This is a genomic window from Rugamonas sp. (assembly GCF_025354735.1).
Classification (GTDB): domain Bacteria; phylum Pseudomonadota; class Gammaproteobacteria; order Burkholderiales; family Burkholderiaceae_D; genus Rugamonas.
The window spans coordinates 1-15,993 of sequence record NZ_JANXMI010000273.1 but is presented as its reverse complement, the minus strand read 5'-3'; the positions used below and the strand labels follow the sequence as shown (position 1 = coordinate 15,993).

Genomic DNA, 15,993 nt, shown 5'->3' with positions numbered 1-15,993 from the left:
GACCACGGTTTCGAGAGATTCATTCGAAACCGTGGTCTGACCCCGAGGTCCGGCGCCCGCCGATCAGCCTACTTTTTCGTCACCGCCACCAATTGGCCGTCGCGCAGCTTGGCGTCCGGCGCCAGCACCAGCTTGTCGCCCGGCTTGACGCCGCCCACTTCCAACAGCTCGCCGATCTTGCGTCCCGGCGTCACCGCCACCTGCTTGACCTTGTCGCCCTCGACGACGAAGGCCACCGGCTTGCCGTCGCGCGTCGCGATGGCGCCCGCCTGCACCGCCGTCACGGCCGCACGCTCCGAGGCCGGCACCGGCTTCGATGAAAACGCCACCTTCGCGCTCATGTCCGGCAGCACCCGCGCATCGCGGTCGCGCTCTTGCTCACCGAAGCGCACCTTGACCAGCAAGGTCGCCTTGCTGCGGTCCACCGTCGGCACCATGCGCGAGACGCTGCCGGCCAGGCGCAGATCGGGGAAGGCGTCGAGCTGAATCTCGGCCGGCTGCCCGACGCGGATCTTGCTGATATTGGACTCCGACACGTCGGCCTCCACCTCCAGCGTATCCATGTCGGCGATGGTGACGACCGCGCCCTTGCTGTCGGCGGCCGACGAAAACGGCGTGATGTTGTCGCCCACGTTGGCGTTCTTGGTCAGGATCACGCCGTCGAAGGGCGCGCGTATCACGGTCTGGTCCAGCGCCACCTGGGCCACCTGCGCGTTGGCCTGCGCGGCCGTGATGGCGGCGCGGTAGCCGGCCATCGTCGCCTGCGCCTTGGTCACGCGCGCCTGCGCCGTGTCGTAGGTCGCGGCCGAGATGAATTTCTGCGCCACCAAGTCGCCGGTGCGCTTGAAATCGCGCTGGGCGTCGAGCAGCTCGGCCTGGCCCAGTTCCAGGTTGGCCTGCGCCACCTTGACGTTGGCCTGCGCCTGTCCCAGGCTGGCGGCGACGTCGCGGTTCTCCAGCCGCGCGACGATCTCGTTCTGCTTGACGTGGCTGCCTTCGAGCACGCCCAGCCACTCCAGCCGTCCGGTGGCCTTGGACGACAGCGCCGCCTTGCGCTGCGCGACGACGTAGCCGGTGGCGTTGAGCAGCGTGTAGTTTTGCGACGGGTAGGCCTGCGCCACGGTCACCGTCTCGACGCTGGCCTTGCCGTCGAGCTGCCGGCTGGCGACCATGGCGATGGCGAGCAGCGCCACGACGGCGGCGGCGATCTTGATCCAGCGCCGCCGCCGCGAGCGCCGGCCCGGTATCTGCGCCGTCGCGCCGCGTTCGATCTTGAGCTTGGAGATGTCGGGTGCTGTCACAAGGCGCCTCTGGTTTTTTTGACATGCAAACGATTATAGTGCCATACAAGTAAGCGGAAGTACGCGGAAGCAAGTGGCTCAATGTCGTTTCACATGGCGCGGCTGGCCGCCCCGTCTTGTTTAGTTGATGGCTTGCACGGCCAGGCGTAAGCCCATGGCGTTCAAAACAGCCCGCAAGGTCTTCAATGAGGGATTGCCCTGTTTCGACAGCGTGCGATACATCGTATTGGGGTTGGCGTCGGCACCTCGGGCCACTTCCCGTATCCCGCCGAATGCCTTACTGAGGGAGCGGAGGGCGAGCATTAAATCCACTTCGTCGCCGTTTGCAAGGACGTCATTGAGATATTCCGCAGCGAGGGCCGGATCGCTGCGGAACATGCTGACGGTCGCCTCCTCATGAGAGAGATCAGTTTTTTTCATTTCTTTTCTTCCAGTCGCGGAGTATTTCAATCGCCAAGTTAACGTCGTGATCTTGCGTCTGCTTGTTGCCGCCGCAAGTCAACAGGATGACGGTTCGATCAACGAAGGCATAATAAATTCGGTAGCCGGCGCCGACATCGACACGCAGCTCCAGTATGCCGCCGCGAACGGATTTCCGATCACCAGCCAATCCGGTTTCCAAACGCGCGACCCGCCGAATAACCGCAATTTTTGCCTGCCGATCACGTAAAGAATTTAACCACTCCTGATAGTGGTCTTTGCCTTGCCTGTCAAGATAGTGGAGTATGCGATACATATTAGCTTGTAGGCGATTTTTTGCCAGCAACCGAACGCGGTCATTCGCTCCAGGCTGGTAAGCGGGCAGGGTCGCATGAAGCGGAGGTGGGGGCATTGCGCGGTATCTGCTTATGGCGTCTACTTAATAGTGATTAGTGATTGCGCTACAATCCCGACTTTTCCGCGCGGCTCCCCACCATGACCATTCCGACTCCCATCCTGACCGCGCTCGACCGCGCCGACGTGTCGTGGCGCCCGATTCTGATCCTCGGTCTGGCAGCGATGGACCCGGCCTATCTGGACGAGCTGGCCGGCGACGACTATCTGCCGACCGAAAACCGCCTGTTCGCCGCCTTCGCGCTGCCGCTGGCGCAGGTGCGCTATGTGCTCGTCGGCGAAGGCCCGTACCCGCGCGCGGCCAGCGCCACCGGCGTCTGCTTCATGGACGGCGCGGTCGGCAGCCTGTGGTCGGACGAGCAGGGCGGCGGCTTGTCGAAGCCGGTCAACCGCGCCACGTCGCTGCGCAATTTCATCAAGATGCTGCTGGTGGCCGACGGCCAGCTGGCGCCCGACAGCACGGTCGGCGCCGCGCTGGCCGGGGTGGCGGCGCGCGCCCGCGACGGCGCGGCCATCCAGACGCTGCAACAATTGCAGCAAAAATTGACGGCCCAGGGTTTTTTGCTGCTGAACGCGTCGCTGGTGTTCCGCGCCCACGTGGCGCCGGTCAGGGATGCCCGGGCCTGGCTGCCGTTCTTCGAGACGGTGATGGCCGGCCTGGCCGCGCAGGCCGCCACGACGCCGACGCTGGTCCTGTGGGGCAAGATCGCCGAACAGTTGAATCGCTTGCCGGTGATGGCATCGTTCCCGCAGATCGCGGCCGAGCATCCCTATAACCTGAGCTTCATCGGCAATCGGGACATGCAGGCCCTGTTCGGCGCCATGCATCTGTTGCGGCCGCTGTAAGCATCCCGCAACCGCCGTGCAGCGTTCCCCCGGCGCGCCGCGGCGGGCGCCGACCTCATCCAGAGTAGGGCTGCTCCGACGCGGTTCTTTAAAGTTTGGTATACTTGACTAAATCGTTCAACTACTCAGGGTTTGAGGTGTAGTCGAAAGCGAGATTGTAGCTGAGTACAGCTGAGCGTAGCCGAGTTCAACAGTTAAACCGAGGTAGTGATGCGTCTGACCACCAAAGGCCGTTTTGCCGTGACGGCGATGATCGACCTGGCCCTGCGCCAGGGCAAGGGCCCGGTCACGCTGTCGGGCATCAGCCAGCGCCAGGCCATTTCGCTGTCCTACTTGGAGCAGCTGTTCGGCAAGCTGCGACGCCATGAAATCGTCGAATCGATCCGTGGTCCCGGCGGCGGTTACAGTCTGGCGCGCCGCGCCGACAAGGTGACCGTGGCCGACATCATCATCGCGGTCGACGAGCCGCTCGACGCCACCCAGTGCGGCGGCAAGGAAAATTGTCACGGCGCCGACGCCGCCACTGGCGTGCGCTGCATGACCCACGAGCTGTGGGCCACGCTGAATGAAAAAATGGTCGACTATCTCGATTCCGTGTCGCTGCAAGACCTGGTCGACCAACAGAAGCAAAAGAACGCCGAACAAAACGTGGTGGTGATGCACCGTAACCACGCCGCGCTTGGTTAATCAAGAAAGCATTGGAGTTATTAGATGAACGCCCCAGAAAAAAACGTCGCGCAGCTTCCGCCGGTCCACTTCCAGACCGCGCCGCACTTCCCGATCTACATGGATTACTCGGCCACGACGCCGATCGATCCGCGCGTCGCCGACCTGATGATCCCCTATCTGCGCGAGCAGTTCGGCAATCCGGCGTCGCGCAGCCATATGTACGGCTGGACCGCTGAAAAAGCCGTTGAAGAAGCGCGCGGCCACGTCGCCGCCCTCGTCAACGCCGACCCGCGCGAAATCATCTGGACCTCCGGCGCCACCGAGAGCAACAACCTGGCCATCAAGGGCGCGGCCCAATTCTACAAGTCCAAGGGCAAGCACATCATCACCGTCAAGACCGAGCACAAAGCGGTGCTCGACACGGTGCGCGAACTGGAACGGGTCGGCTTTGATGCCACCTATCTGGAGCCGCAGGACAATGGCTTGATCACCGTCGAGCAGCTGGCCGCCGCCATCCGTCCCGACACCATCCTGGTCTCCGTGATGCTGGTCAATAACGAGATCGGCGTGATCCAGCCCATCGACGCCATCGGCGAATTGTGCCGCTCCAAGGGCATCATCTTCCACTGCGACGCCGCCCAGGCCACCGGCAAGGTCGTCATCGACCTGCAAAAGACCAAGGTCGATTTGATGACCTTCACCGCGCACAAAACCTACGGCCCGAAAGGCATAGGCGCTTTGTACGTGTGCCGCAAGCCGCGCGTGCGCCTGGAAGCGCAGATGCACGGCGGCGGCCACGAGCGCGGCCTGCGTTCGGGCACGCTGCCGACCCACCAGATCGTCGGCATGGGCGAAGCCTTCCGCCTCGCCAAGGTCGAGATGGACAGCGAGATCGTGCGCATCAAGGCACTGCGCGACCGCCTCGCCACCGGCCTGCAGGAAATCGAAGAAACCTATATCAACGGCGACATGGAACACCGCGTGCCGCACAACCTGAACGTGAGCTTCAACTACGTCGAGGGCGAGTCGCTGATTATGGCCGTCAAGGACCTGGCCGTGTCGTCGGGCTCGGCCTGCACCTCGGCCTCGCTGGAGCCGTCGTATGTGTTGCGCGCCCTGGGCCGCAGCGACGAGCTGGCGCACAGCTCCATCCGTTTCACGATCGGCCGCTTCACGACCGAGCAAGACGTCGACTTCGCCATCGATTTGATGAAGTCGAAAGTACACAAGCTGCGCGAGCTGTCGCCGCTGTGGGACATGTTCAAAGAGGGCATCGATATCAGCTCGATCCAGTGGGCGGCGCACTAAGCGGCGCACCCGGTTTTGCGGCCCAGGCCACATCACGCATCAGAATTTTAAAATTTCAGGAGCATCAAAATGGCTTATTCAGACAAAGTGTTGGACCATTACGAAAACCCGCGCAACGTTGGCGCTTTCGACAAGGGCGATGACTCGGTCGGCACCGGCATGGTCGGCGCGCCCGCCTGCGGCGACGTCATGAAGCTGCAAATCAAGGTCGGCGCCGATGGCCTGATCGAAGACGCGAAATTCAAGACCTACGGCTGCGGCTCGGCCATCGCTTCGAGCTCGCTGGTGACGGAATGGGTCAAGGGTAAAACGCTGGACCAGGCGCTGGCCATCAAGAACACCCAGATCGCCGAAGAACTGGCGCTGCCGCCGGTGAAGATCCACTGCTCCATCCTGGCGGAAGACGCCATCAAGGCGGCCGTATTGGATTACAAAACCAAGCACGCGGTCGCGGCGTAAGTATCGTATCTATCTGCGCGCGCAGCGCAGCATCGTGTTAAGCCGGTTCCGCGCGGTTGCGCGGGACCGGGACGGAGAGAATGCATGGCAATCACACTGACCGAAAAAGCAGCGAAACACATCAACCGCTACATCGAACGGCGCGGCAAGGGCGTCGGCCTGCGCTTCGGCGTGCGCACGACGGGCTGCTCGGGTCTGGCCTACAAGCTGGAATATGTCGATGAAGCCGAGAGCGAGGACAGCGTCTTCGAATCGCACGGCGTGAAAGTGTTCGTCGATCCGAAAAGCCTGCCCTACATCGACGGCACCGAACTCGATTTCGCGCGCGAAGGCTTGAACGAAGGCTTCAAGTTCCACAATCCGAACGAGAAGGACGCGTGCGGCTGCGGCGAAAGCTTCCGCATCTGATGTTCCGCGATGACGACCGCTCACCGGTCCTCATCGTCTCGCGCGGTTTTTCCGCGCTGCTTTCACGTTTTTTCACGTTACTTTCTCGCTTCGCGCCGGCCTCCTGATCGACCCTGATCGATTTTGATCGACTTTGATCCAGCAGCGAACAGACCGCCCCGAACCATGCAAAACCATTTCGAGTTATTCCAGTTGCCGCCGCAGTTCGCGCTCGACGCGAGCGCGCTCGATGCCGCCTTTCGCGACGTGCAAAGCCGCGTCCATCCCGACCGGTTCGTCAACGCGACCGCCGCCGAAAAGCGCGTCGCCATGCAGTGGGCCACGCGCGCCAACGAAGCCTATCAGACCCTGAAAAATCCGCAGCGGCGCGCGCAGTACCTGTGCGAGTTGAACGGCATCGATTTGCAGACCGAGTCGAATACGGCCATGCCGATGGCCTTCCTGATGCAGCAGATGGAGTGGCGCGAAGAACTGGGCGAAGCCCGCGCCGGCAAGGACCTCGACGCGCTCGAAGCGCTCGACAGGCAGTTGCGCAACGAGCGCAAGACGCTGCTGGAACAAGTCGGCGCGCAGCTTGACGCCGCCGACTTTACGCAAGCGGCGCAAGGTGTTCGCGCGCTGATGTTCCTGGAGAAATTCGGGGAGTCTGTCGCACATTCATTCACGGAATTTGAAGAGTATCCATAGGGTATGAGCTCGCATCTCGTTCAGTTATGGGGATATGTCACCGACTTTTCAGGTCAGAATGCACTCTTGTTAGATCGCTTATTCGAGCTCACGAAGATTGCGGGCGCACTTGCCTCCTGCTTTGCGGTATATAAACTGAGGAAGATCGAACGGAAGTACCTCTTCAAGGCCACTTTGCCTGTGATAAAAAAGAACATCGATAAGGCGTTGGTGCAGATAAATAAGGGAGTATCTGATCACAATTCTGCGCGCGCGCAAATTAACGAAGCTCTGAATCATCTCTTGGTCGATGCAAAAAGTATCCGTGGCAAAGTGGGTGCTGATTCTAAAGTCGCGGCTGACAGCTTATTGATGGCAATAAGGAAAACGGGGTTGGGGCGACGTTTCTGGGAATTTGGCAGAGAGGTAATTAGTCCTGAGGTGCTGCTTGACATATATGGCAAAGGACGTGGGTTAATACGATCACTGGAAAACGAAGTCGGCGATATGAACTGGAGCGGCAAATGAACGACGAAAAACTTGAGCAGGCAATATTCCAGATTTTACGCATGACCCATTTGGGCGAGATCAAGTGGGTCAGAAGGTCGGCGCCCAGAAATTTGGGCATTGGTACAGACTCAGTGTTTTCATCTTATTTTGAAACGGAATATATGGGCCAGCGCTTGGCCTTGTATCAGCAACGATTTCGTTTTTTTTCCATTGAAATCGAGGCAGAGCGTTGGAGTGAGCGTGTGATACTAGCTTTGCTGACGGATGATGGTGAGCTGCAATTCGAATTTCCTCAATCATCGCAAGTTCATGATCTCTTTGAGACCGTGCAGTATAAGACTTCAAATGTCGACGGTTTCTTACAGAATTTACTTAACTCAAAGTCTTAAGATTGTAATTAGATGGCACTTCTGCAAATCTCCGAACCAGGCATGTCCACCGCACCGCACCAGCACCGGCTGGCGGTGGGGATCGATCTGGGCACCACCAATTCGCTGGTCGCCACCGTGCGCAGCAGCATCCCCGAAGTGCTCAACGACGAGGAGGGCCGCCCGCTGCTGCCGTCCGTGGTGCGCTATCTGCCGAACGGCCACGCCAACATCGGCTACAAGGCGCAGGCTGCGCAGACCACCGATCCGAAGAACACCATCGTCTCGGTCAAGCGCTTCATGGGCCGCGGCCTGCGCGACATCGCCTACGCGGAAAACCTGCCCTACGATTTCCAGGACGCGCCGGGCATGGTCACGCTGAAAACCGTCGCCGGCGTCAAAAGCCCGGTCGAGATTTCGGCCCAGATACTCGCCACCTTGCGCCAGCGCGCCGAGGATGCGCTGGGCGACGACCTGGTCGGCGCCGTCATCACCGTGCCGGCCTACTTCGACGACGCGCAGCGCCAGGCCACGAAAGACGCGGCGCAGCTGGCCGGCATCAACGTGCTGCGCCTGTTGAGCGAGCCGACCGCCGCCGCCATCGCCTACGGCCTCGATAACGCTTCCGAAGGCACGTTCGCGGTCTACGACCTCGGTGGCGGCACCTTCGACATCTCCATCCTCAAGCTCAGCAAGGGAGTGTTCGAGGTGCTGTCCACCGGCGGCGATTCCGCGCTGGGCGGCGACGACTTCGACCACCGCCTGTTCTGCTGGATCCACGAGCAGGAAAAACTGGCGCCGTTGTCGGACGAAGACACGGCCATCCTGATGGTGAAAGCGCGCGAAGCGAAGGAGCTGCTGTCGACCAAGGATGAAGTGACGGTCGACGCCATCCTCAACTCGGGCGAGGAAGTCCATCTGCGCGTGACCGCCCACACCTTCCACGACATCACCAAGCACCTCGTCGCAAAAACCATGAGCGCGATCCGCAAGGCGCTGCGCGACGCCGGCGTCGACGCCGACGATATCGACGGCGTTGTCATGGTCGGCGGCGCCACGCGCATGCCGCACGTGCAGCGCGCCGTCAGCGAATACTTCCACACCATCCCGCACGCCAATATCGATCCCGATAAAGTGGTCGCGCTGGGCGCGGCGATCCAGGCCAATCTGCTGGCCGGCAACCGCGCGCCGGGCGACGACTGGCTGCTGCTGGACGTGACCCCGCTGTCGCTCGGCATCGAGACGATGGGCGGCCTGGTCGAGAAAATCATCCCGCGCAATTCGACGATTCCTTGCGCCCGCGCACAGGAATTCACCACCTTCAAGGACGGCCAGACGGCGCTGGCCGTGCACGTGCTGCAGGGCGAGCGCGAGCTGGTGTCCGACTGCCGTTCGCTGGCGCGCTTCGAGCTGCGAGGCATACCGCCGATGGTGGCGGGCGCCGCGCGCATCCGCATCACCTATCAGGTCGACGCGGACGGTTTGCTGTCGGTGTCGGCGCGCGAGCTGCGCTCCGGCGTGGAAGCGTCGATCAGCGTCAAGCCGGCTTACGGCCTGGGCGACGACGACGTCGCGCGCATGCTGCAAGAGTCGTACAAGTCGGCCGACGTCGACATGGTCGCCCGCGCGCTGCGCGAAGAGCAGGTCGAGGCCGAGCGCATTTTGCTGGCCACGCAGTCGGCGCTCGATGACGACAGCGCCTTGCTGTCGGACGAGGAGCGCGTGTCCGTCGACGCGCTGATGCGGCGGGTGCGCGACGCTATCGCGCAATCGGCCACCGGCGCCATCGACCACCACGCCGTCAAGGCCGCGATCGAAGCGCTGGCCCACGGCACCGAGGAATTCGCATCGCGCCGCATGGACCGCAGCGTGCGCAGCGCGCTGGCCGGCAAGACGCTGGACCAGGTTATTTAAGCCGGCGCAAGCTCGCACCCATACAATAAATCAGAGGTATCAAGTGCCACAAATCGTATTCCTGCCCCACGCAAAACTGTGCCCCGAAGGCGCCGTCGTCGAAGCCGAAGCCGGCAAGACGCTGTGCGACATCATGCTCGAAAATGACATCAACATCGAGCACGCCTGCGAGAAGTCCTGCGCCTGCACCACCTGCCACGTGCTGGTGCGCGAGGGTTTCAGTTCGCTCAGCGAAGCATCCGACACCGAGGAAGACCTGCTCGACAAGGCCTGGGGCCTGGAAGCCGTGTCGCGCCTGTCGTGCCAGTCGGTGGTGGCCGATCAGGACCTGGTGGTCGAGATTCCGAAGTACACGATCAACCACGCCAGCGAGGGCGGTCACTGAGACCGGAGCCAGACATGAAATGGAGTGACATCACCGCGATCGCGGAAGCGCTGTTCGACAAATTCCCGGACATCGATCCGCTGACGATCCGTTTCACCGACCTGCATAACTGGGTCGTGGAGCTGGATGGTTTCGACGACGACCACACGCGCGGCGGCGAAAAAGTGCTCGAAGCGATACAGGCCGCGTGGATCGATGAAGCACGCTAAGCCAGCGGCCAAGCCGGTCGCCAAGTACACGCCGGTCCCCGAGACCACGAGCGCCGCGGCGATGCCCGAAATCCGCGAAGGCCAGTCGGTCGCGCTGCTGCAGGAGCTGCACATCCTGACGCGCGACGGCAAGATGAACCAGGACAGCCGCCGCAAATTGAAGCAGGTCTATCACCTGTACCAGTTCATCGAGCCGCTGCTCAAGGAGCTGCAATCGGAGGGCGATAACAATCGCGGCGTGTCGCTGGTCGACCACGGCGCCGGCAAATCCTATCTCGGGTTTATCTTGTACGACCTGTTCTTCAAGTCGCTCAACGACGGCTCCCGCATCTACGGCATCGAAACGCGCGAAGAGCTGGTGGCGAAGTCGCAGGAGCTGGCGAAGAAATTCAACTTCCCCGGCATGTCCTTCCTGCCGCTGTCGGTGGCCGAGTCGACCGAGTCGACGCTGCTGCCGGAGCGGATCGACATCGTCACCGCGCTCCACGCCTGCAACACGGCGACCGACGACGCCATCCATTTCGCGCTGAAGAAAAAGGCGCGCTTCATGGTGCTGGTGCCGTGCTGCCAGGCCGAAGTGGCGTCGGTGCTGAAGAAGAACAAGGGCAAGACGCTGGCGAAAAACGCGCTGACCGAAATCTGGCGCCATCCGCTGCACACGCGCGAATTCGGCAGCCAGATCACCAACGTGCTGCGCTGCTTGCAACTGGAGGCGCACGGCTATCAGGTCAACGTGACGGAGCTGGTGGGCTGGGAGCATTCGATGAAAAATGAACTCATCATCGCCAGCTACAAAAACCTGCCGCGCCAGCGTCCGACCGAGCGTTTGCAGGAAGTGCTGGAGACCTTGGGACTGGAAGAAATGGGCCAGCGCTTCTTCACCGAACAGGTGGCGAAAGCGGCGGCGCTTTAATATTCACAACGACAGGAGACGGTGGCACGATGAGTGATCTGAACGAGCAATGGTTGGATTTACGCAGCGACACCGTCACCCGGCCCAGCGCCGCGATGCGCGCCGCGATGCATGCGGCCGACGTCGGCGACGACGTCTACGGCGACGACCCCACCGTCAACCGCCTGCAGGATTACGCGGCCGATTTGTTCGGCCACGAAGCGGCGCTGTTCGCGCCCTCGGGCACGCAGAGCAATCTGCTGGCATTGCTGGCGCACTGCGGCCGTGGCGACGAATACCTGGTCGGCCAGGAGGCCCACACCTATCGCTATGAAGGCGGCGGCGCGGCGGTCCTCGGCAGCATCCAGCCGCAGCCCATCGTCAATCAGCCCGACGGCGGCATCGCGCTGGCCGACATCGACGCGCAGATCAAGCCGGACGATTTTCACTTCGCGCGCACACGCTTGCTGGCGCTGGAAAACACCATCGGCGGCCGCGTGCTCGGTGCCGACTACCTCAAGCAGGCCACCGACCTCGCGCACGCGCGCGGCCTGGCCACGCACCTGGACGGCGCCCGCATCTGCAACGCCGCCGTCCAGCAGGGCGTGAGCTTGCGCGCGGCCGTGGCCGGCTTCGACAGCGTGTCGGTCTGCCTGTCGAAGGGACTGGGCGCGCCGGTCGGCTCCATCCTGTGCGGCAGCAAGCTGCTGATCGCCGAAGCGAAACGCTGGCGCAAGATGCTCGGCGGCGGCATGCGCCAGGCCGGCGTGATCGCGGCGGCCGGCCTGTACGCGCTCGAGCACAACGTGGCGCGGCTGGCCGAGGACCACGCCAACGCCGCCTACTTCGCCGGCGAGCTGGCCAAGGTCAAGGGCATCACGGTCAGCACGCCGCAGACGAATATTTTTTATGTCGATATCCCGGCCGACGCCTGCAAGGGCCTGGGCGACGTGTTCGCGCTGACGCGGATCCGCGTGTCGATGGCGCCGCACCTGCGCATCGTCACCCACATGGACGCGTCGCGCGCCGATATCGACCGCGCCATCAACGTGTTCGGCGACTTTTTCGGCTGATTTCAAACCGCGCCCTCGGGCGGCGGGTACAATGCCGCCTGTCCCTTATTTTGAACTGACCCCATGACCGACTCCACCGCCGACAACACCGTCCGACTCGCCAAGCGCGTATCGGAAATGCGCCCCTGCTCGCGGCGCGAGGCCGAGCAGTACATCGAAGGCGGCTGGGTCAGCGTGGACGGCGTGCTGGTGGAGGAGGCGGGCGCGCGCGTCACCGAGCAGCAGCGCATCGATATCGCGCCCGACGCGACGCTGCTGGAAATCGTACCGGTGACGATATTGCTGCACAAGCCGGCCGGCTTCAACGCCGGCATCGGCGGCGAGGGCGCGCCGGCGCTGGGCTGCCTGAGCGCCGACTCGCACAATGCGGCGTCGCGCGGGCCGCGCTTCCTCAAGCGCCATCTGACCGGGCTGACGCTGACCAATCCACTGGGCACCACGGCCAGCGGCCTGCTGATTTATACGCAGGACTTCCGGGTCTCGCGCAAGCTGGTGGACGAGGCCTCGCGCATGGAGCAGGAGGTCATCGTCGAAGTGGCGGGGACGATCAGCGAGAACGGACTGGCGCTGCTCAATCACGGCCTGCCGTTCAACGGCAAGCCGCTGGCGCCGATGAAGGTCAGCTGGCAGAACGAGACGCGGCTGCGCTTCGCGCTCAAGGGCGTGCTGCCGGGGCAGATCGAACATATGTGCAAGATGGTGGGACTGAGCGTGGTGTCGATGAAGCGCATTCGTATCGGCCGCATCGCCATGGCCGGTTTGCCGGTCGGCGAATGGCGCTACCTGCAAGGTTACGAGCGCTTCTAAAAAAAGACCGCTCACGGTCTTTTTGACGTTCACGCTTGCGCGGCGACTTTCTTCTTTTTCTCCGGCGCCGGCAGCTGGATCAAACGGGTGCCGGTCAGGCGGTCGTGCAGGAACTGGCGGTCGCGGTCGAGCAGCGCCGTCGCGGCCCACGCCAGCACGCCGAGTCCCACCACGCCGAGCGCGGTCCAGTTCCTCAGCCCCAGCGCGGTATCGACGATCAGCGCGGGCAGCACCCACATCCAGCTCAGCAGATAACGCACCACGGCAGCCTGTAGCGACAGATGCGCCTGACCCGGCACCACGACCTTGATGCGCCAGGTTTTCATCGCCAGCGTCTGTCCCTGCACGCTCCATTGGTGGATGAAGTAAGCGCCGAGCACGAGGAAGGCCAGCGCTTGCCGCATGTGTTCGACCAGCGGCGTGTGGCTGGCGTGGGTGGCGACTTCAAAAATGAGGAAGGGCAGGAACAGCACGGCGAAGCCGAGCAGGATTTCATAGACCATGGCGATGAGCCGGCGGCCGATGGCTGGCGTGCCGGCCGCTTGCAGCTTATTTGTTGACATTGGCGGGCGTCGACGCGCTGGCCGGGGCCGACGATGCGGCGGCCGGCGCGATCACCGGCTGCACATTGGAGGCCGGCGGCAGCGGCGCCGAGCCGGCGGCGGGCGCCGGCGACACCACCGTCACCGGCGTCGACGCGGCGGCGGGTATCGACTGGCCGCCGGCGGCCGGAATGATGACGCCCGCCTTAATCGGCGGCACGGTCTTGACCTTGCTCTGGCTGGGCGTCGGCAGGTTGGCGACCTGTTTCTTGACGTTGGCGGCCAGTTTTTGCTTCTGTTCTTCCGGCAGTTGCTGGTATTGCTCCCACTGGGCCGACTTTTCGCTCGGGTCCAGCTTCTGGGTGCGGGCGTAGGTCTGGCGCACCTGGCGGCGCTGCTCCGGCGTCAGCGTGATGAATTCGCGCATGCGCTCGTGCAGGCGCTGCTGTTCGTCCGGGCTCATCGACGAGTAACGGTTGGCCACTTCCAGCCATTTTTTCTTGCGCAAGCCTTCCATCTTGTCCCACTCGGCGACCAGGGGCTCGAGCGCTTGCTGCTGCGCCGGCGTCAGGTCTTTCCACAGGGGTTTGTCGAGCGGGTTTTTGACGACGGCGTGCTTGCCGCCGGCGACGGCGGTCGGCTGTGCCGTGGCCGTGGCGGCCGTCGTCGCGGCCACCGGGGCCGCCGGTGGCGCCGGCTGGCCGACCCATGCCATGCTTGCGACTGCTGCTGCTATCAAAGCTGCTACGACGAGGCCCAATTTAGTCCGGCCGCTTACACGCGCCATCGTTATTGCTCGCTTCGGTTGGCGAGGTAGGCGTTGAAGCCGTGGTCCAGATAGGCCGACAGCGGCAACTCATCGGACAGCACGGCCGCGTCCAGTTCGGCGATCTCGGCGATGCGGCGCTGCTGTTCGTGGTGGTAGATGCCGCCCATGCCGATGACGAGCGCCAGCAGCGGGATGATGACGCTCAGCCGCGTCATCCACGAGAATTGTTCGGCGCCGAAGAAGCGCCCGCCGAGGCCGCCGCCACCGGCCGTGGCCGTGACCAGCTGGGCCTGGGTGACGCGCAGCGGCGCGTCGGCCTTTTTGCGGGCCAGGGCGGCCTGGCGCGCGGCGGCGAGGCGGTCGGTGATCGAGGCCGGCAGCGTGTCGAGCCGCTCGTTCAGCGCGTGCCGTACTTTGTAGGCGAAATTGAGATCGTCGGTGTTCATAGTGTTATTCCCTTGGCTTTGAGCGTTGCAGCGAGAGTGTGTGTTGCGCGGGAGCAATGCGTTTTCACGCTGCCTTCCGAGCAGCCCATCGCTTCGGCTGTTTCAGCCACGTCCATATCTTGCCAGTAACGCATAAGGAAGGCTTCCCGTTGACGCGCCGGAAGTTTTTGTACCTCCTCGTCGATCAGTTGCAGCATTTGCGCGCGCTCGACCTTGTCGGCGCTCGACTCGGACGCTTCCGACCCCTGTTCCGCCTCGTACGATTCGAGTATATCAAAATCCTCATGGTCGCCATTGGACGGCGCCATGCCGGAAAACAGGCTGACCCAGGTGTTTCTGACCTTTTCGCGACGGAAATAATCGAGGATGGTGTTTTGCAGGATGCGCTGGAACAGCATCGGCAGTTCGGCGGCCGGCTTGTCGCCGTATTTTTCGGCGAGCTTGATCATCGCGTCTTGCACGATGTCGAGCGCCGATTCGTCCTTGCGCACGGCGTAGACGGCCTGTTTGAACGCGCGCCGCTCGACGTTTTCGAGAAAGTCGGATAATTCTTTGTCTGTTGCCATGCGTCGTGGAGCGTGCTGCCGGAATGCAGGAGTGGGTGGGGCCGGGGCGGCCGGGGTTTTGCCGGGTTTATGTTTGTAACGATTTGTGAACTGACGGCATGCTAGCAAATATTGGCCGTTTCTGCACCGTTTTACATCGCTTTTGGCCCGGGGCGCACCAGAAGTGCCGTTTTTGCACGGTTTTTCGCGCTTAGTTCTTGCCCAAACCGGTGCGCCGGTGTACCGTATGGGACGCTTTGAACACCCCAAAGCTCTATGGTCTGGTCGCTGCCGGCACACAACGCCGCCACCGACACGACGCGCTTTCATATGTAGGCAGTTTGCTCTAACCCGCGCCACAAGCGCGAGAGGTACGCACAACCGCTACAGAAAATCCGGCCAAACGAGCTTGCGTTGAGCGCCGTCTTGCACGCTACCTACGGTGGGCGGAAGGGACGATGCGACCGCATCAAAAAGGGAAGCAAGGAATCGCTGTAGCAATAGGCATACTTCGTCAGGAAAGAGCATCCGATCAATCTCCCATGGACCTTGAAAGGAATGTTTCATGAATACCGAAGCAACCGCATCACAAGGAGCGAACACGCTCACAGGCGCTGAAATACTGGTGCGCTGCCTGGCCGAGGAAGGCGTAGAACACGTCTTTGGCTATCCGGGCGGAGCCGTACTGTATATCTACGACGCCATCTTCAAGCAAGACAAATTCCAACACGTCCTCGTGCGTCACGAACAGGCCGCAGTGCATGCCGCCGATGCGTACTCGCGCAGCTCGAATAAAGTTGGTGTCGCGCTGGTCACGTCCGGTCCGGGCGTCACCAATGCCGTGACAGGTCTTTCCACCGCTTACATGGATTCCATCCCCATGGTCGTGATCTCGGGCCAGGTGCCTAGCCACGCCATCGGCCAGGATGCCTTCCAGGAATGCGACACGGTCGGCATCACCCGTCCCGTGGTCAAGCACAATTTCCTCGTCAAAGACGTCAAGGATTTGGCGGAAACCGTCAAGAAAGCCTTCTTCATCGCC

22 protein-coding genes are annotated in these 15,993 nt (G+C 62.5%); 15 read left to right on the top strand and 7 right to left on the bottom strand.

Going from position 1 to position 15,993, the window contains the following annotated elements:
- Nucleotides 1-68: 68 nt before the first annotated feature.
- From Q0S71_RS22140 to Q0S71_RS22130, 3 genes are all read right to left on the bottom strand, one after another.
- The gene (locus Q0S71_RS22140) at nucleotides 69-1,301 is read right to left on the bottom strand and encodes an efflux RND transporter periplasmic adaptor subunit (RefSeq protein ID WP_296000569.1); all 1,233 of its coding nucleotides are present in this window, start codon (nucleotides 1,299-1,301) and stop codon (nucleotides 69-71) included.
- 120 nt (nucleotides 1,302-1,421) lie between these two features.
- Complete coding sequence (locus Q0S71_RS22135; protein WP_296000567.1) at nucleotides 1,422-1,721, bottom strand: addiction module antidote protein; 300 nt, start codon at nucleotides 1,719-1,721, stop codon at nucleotides 1,422-1,424.
- Nucleotides 1,708-2,037 (bottom strand): type II toxin-antitoxin system RelE/ParE family toxin, encoded by a 330-nt coding sequence (locus tag Q0S71_RS22130; RefSeq protein ID WP_296000565.1) that lies wholly within the window; start codon nucleotides 2,035-2,037, stop codon nucleotides 1,708-1,710. The genes Q0S71_RS22135 and Q0S71_RS22130 overlap by 14 nt, the downstream gene beginning before the upstream one ends.
- Nucleotides 2,038-2,216: 179 nt before the next feature.
- Here Q0S71_RS22130 and Q0S71_RS22125 point away from each other — a divergent pair, with 179 nt between their 5' ends.
- The 14 genes from Q0S71_RS22125 to Q0S71_RS22060 all read left to right on the top strand — a co-directional run bounded on the left by Q0S71_RS22125 (nucleotide 2,217) and on the right by Q0S71_RS22060 (nucleotide 12,649).
- On the top strand, nucleotides 2,217-2,981 hold the full coding sequence (locus Q0S71_RS22125) for a uracil-DNA glycosylase (RefSeq protein WP_296000563.1): 765 nt from the start codon (nucleotides 2,217-2,219) through the stop codon (nucleotides 2,979-2,981).
- Nucleotides 2,982-3,191: 210 nt separating this feature from the next.
- Nucleotides 3,192-3,668, top strand: coding sequence for a Fe-S cluster assembly transcriptional regulator IscR (iscR, locus tag Q0S71_RS22120; protein ID WP_296000561.1), 477 nt, complete (start codon nucleotides 3,192-3,194; stop codon nucleotides 3,666-3,668).
- Nucleotides 3,669-3,692: 24 nt separating this feature from the next.
- On the top strand, nucleotides 3,693-4,958 hold the full coding sequence (locus Q0S71_RS22115) for an IscS subfamily cysteine desulfurase (protein WP_296000557.1): 1,266 nt from the start codon (nucleotides 3,693-3,695) through the stop codon (nucleotides 4,956-4,958).
- 69 nt (nucleotides 4,959-5,027) lie between these two features.
- Nucleotides 5,028-5,417 carry a Fe-S cluster assembly scaffold IscU gene (gene iscU, locus Q0S71_RS22110; protein ID WP_296000555.1) on the top strand — a complete coding sequence of 130 codons (390 nt, stop codon included), beginning with the start codon at nucleotides 5,028-5,030 and terminating at the stop codon, nucleotides 5,415-5,417.
- An 84-nt stretch (nucleotides 5,418-5,501) separates the two neighbouring features.
- On the top strand, nucleotides 5,502-5,825 hold the full coding sequence (gene iscA, locus Q0S71_RS22105) for an iron-sulfur cluster assembly protein IscA (protein WP_296000552.1): 324 nt from the start codon (nucleotides 5,502-5,504) through the stop codon (nucleotides 5,823-5,825).
- A gap of 165 nt (nucleotides 5,826-5,990) precedes the next feature.
- Nucleotides 5,991-6,512, top strand: coding sequence for a Fe-S protein assembly co-chaperone HscB (gene hscB / locus Q0S71_RS22100; protein ID WP_296000549.1), 522 nt, complete (start codon nucleotides 5,991-5,993; stop codon nucleotides 6,510-6,512).
- Nucleotides 6,513-6,515: 3 nt separating this feature from the next.
- Nucleotides 6,516-7,019 (top strand): hypothetical protein, encoded by a 504-nt coding sequence (locus tag Q0S71_RS22095; RefSeq protein WP_296000547.1) that lies wholly within the window; start codon nucleotides 6,516-6,518, stop codon nucleotides 7,017-7,019.
- Entirely contained in the window at nucleotides 7,016-7,390 is a 375-nt protein-coding gene (locus tag Q0S71_RS22090; RefSeq protein WP_296000544.1) for a hypothetical protein, read from the top strand. Before Q0S71_RS22095 ends, Q0S71_RS22090 begins: the two co-directional genes overlap by 4 nt.
- A gap of 12 nt (nucleotides 7,391-7,402) precedes the next feature.
- A complete protein-coding gene (gene hscA / locus Q0S71_RS22085) occupies nucleotides 7,403-9,283 on the top strand; it encodes a Fe-S protein assembly chaperone HscA (protein ID WP_296000541.1) in 1,881 nt (626 codons plus the stop codon).
- Nucleotides 9,284-9,326: 43 nt separating this feature from the next.
- Complete coding sequence (gene fdx / locus Q0S71_RS22080; protein WP_296000538.1) at nucleotides 9,327-9,668, top strand: ISC system 2Fe-2S type ferredoxin; 342 nt, start codon at nucleotides 9,327-9,329, stop codon at nucleotides 9,666-9,668.
- Between the two features lie 14 nt (nucleotides 9,669-9,682).
- Nucleotides 9,683-9,877 (top strand): Fe-S cluster assembly protein IscX, encoded by a 195-nt coding sequence (gene iscX / locus Q0S71_RS22075; protein ID WP_296000536.1) that lies wholly within the window; start codon nucleotides 9,683-9,685, stop codon nucleotides 9,875-9,877.
- Between the two features lie 61 nt (nucleotides 9,878-9,938).
- A complete protein-coding gene (locus tag Q0S71_RS22070) occupies nucleotides 9,939-10,790 on the top strand; it encodes an SAM-dependent methyltransferase (protein ID WP_296000574.1) in 852 nt (283 codons plus the stop codon).
- A gap of 29 nt (nucleotides 10,791-10,819) precedes the next feature.
- On the top strand, nucleotides 10,820-11,842 hold the full coding sequence (gene ltaE / locus Q0S71_RS22065; RefSeq protein ID WP_296000532.1) for a low-specificity L-threonine aldolase: 1,023 nt from the start codon (nucleotides 10,820-10,822) through the stop codon (nucleotides 11,840-11,842).
- 63 nt (nucleotides 11,843-11,905) lie between these two features.
- Nucleotides 11,906-12,649 carry an rRNA pseudouridine synthase gene (locus Q0S71_RS22060; protein WP_296000530.1) on the top strand — a complete coding sequence of 248 codons (744 nt, stop codon included), beginning with the start codon at nucleotides 11,906-11,908 and terminating at the stop codon, nucleotides 12,647-12,649.
- 29 nt (nucleotides 12,650-12,678) lie between these two features.
- On the opposite strand, the gene Q0S71_RS22055 is transcribed toward Q0S71_RS22060, so the two are convergent.
- The 4 genes from Q0S71_RS22055 to Q0S71_RS22040 form a co-directional block, all read right to left on the bottom strand.
- A complete protein-coding gene (locus Q0S71_RS22055) occupies nucleotides 12,679-13,212 on the bottom strand; it encodes an RDD family protein (RefSeq protein ID WP_296000529.1) in 534 nt (177 codons plus the stop codon).
- A complete protein-coding gene (locus Q0S71_RS22050) occupies nucleotides 13,199-13,906 on the bottom strand; it encodes a DUF3106 domain-containing protein (RefSeq protein WP_296000526.1) in 708 nt (235 codons plus the stop codon). The genes Q0S71_RS22055 and Q0S71_RS22050 overlap by 14 nt, the downstream gene beginning before the upstream one ends.
- 74 nt (nucleotides 13,907-13,980) lie before the next feature.
- Entirely contained in the window at nucleotides 13,981-14,406 is a 426-nt protein-coding gene (locus tag Q0S71_RS22045) for a DUF3619 family protein (RefSeq protein ID WP_296000524.1), read from the bottom strand.
- A complete protein-coding gene (locus Q0S71_RS22040; protein ID WP_296000571.1) occupies nucleotides 14,403-14,972 on the bottom strand; it encodes an RNA polymerase sigma factor in 570 nt (189 codons plus the stop codon). The genes Q0S71_RS22045 and Q0S71_RS22040 overlap by 4 nt, the downstream gene beginning before the upstream one ends.
- Before the next feature lie 544 nt (nucleotides 14,973-15,516).
- Between Q0S71_RS22040 and Q0S71_RS22035 the strand changes: the two genes are divergently transcribed.
- On the top strand, nucleotides 15,517-15,993 hold a 477-nt coding region (locus tag Q0S71_RS22035), incomplete at its 3' end, for a thiamine pyrophosphate-binding protein (protein ID WP_296000521.1).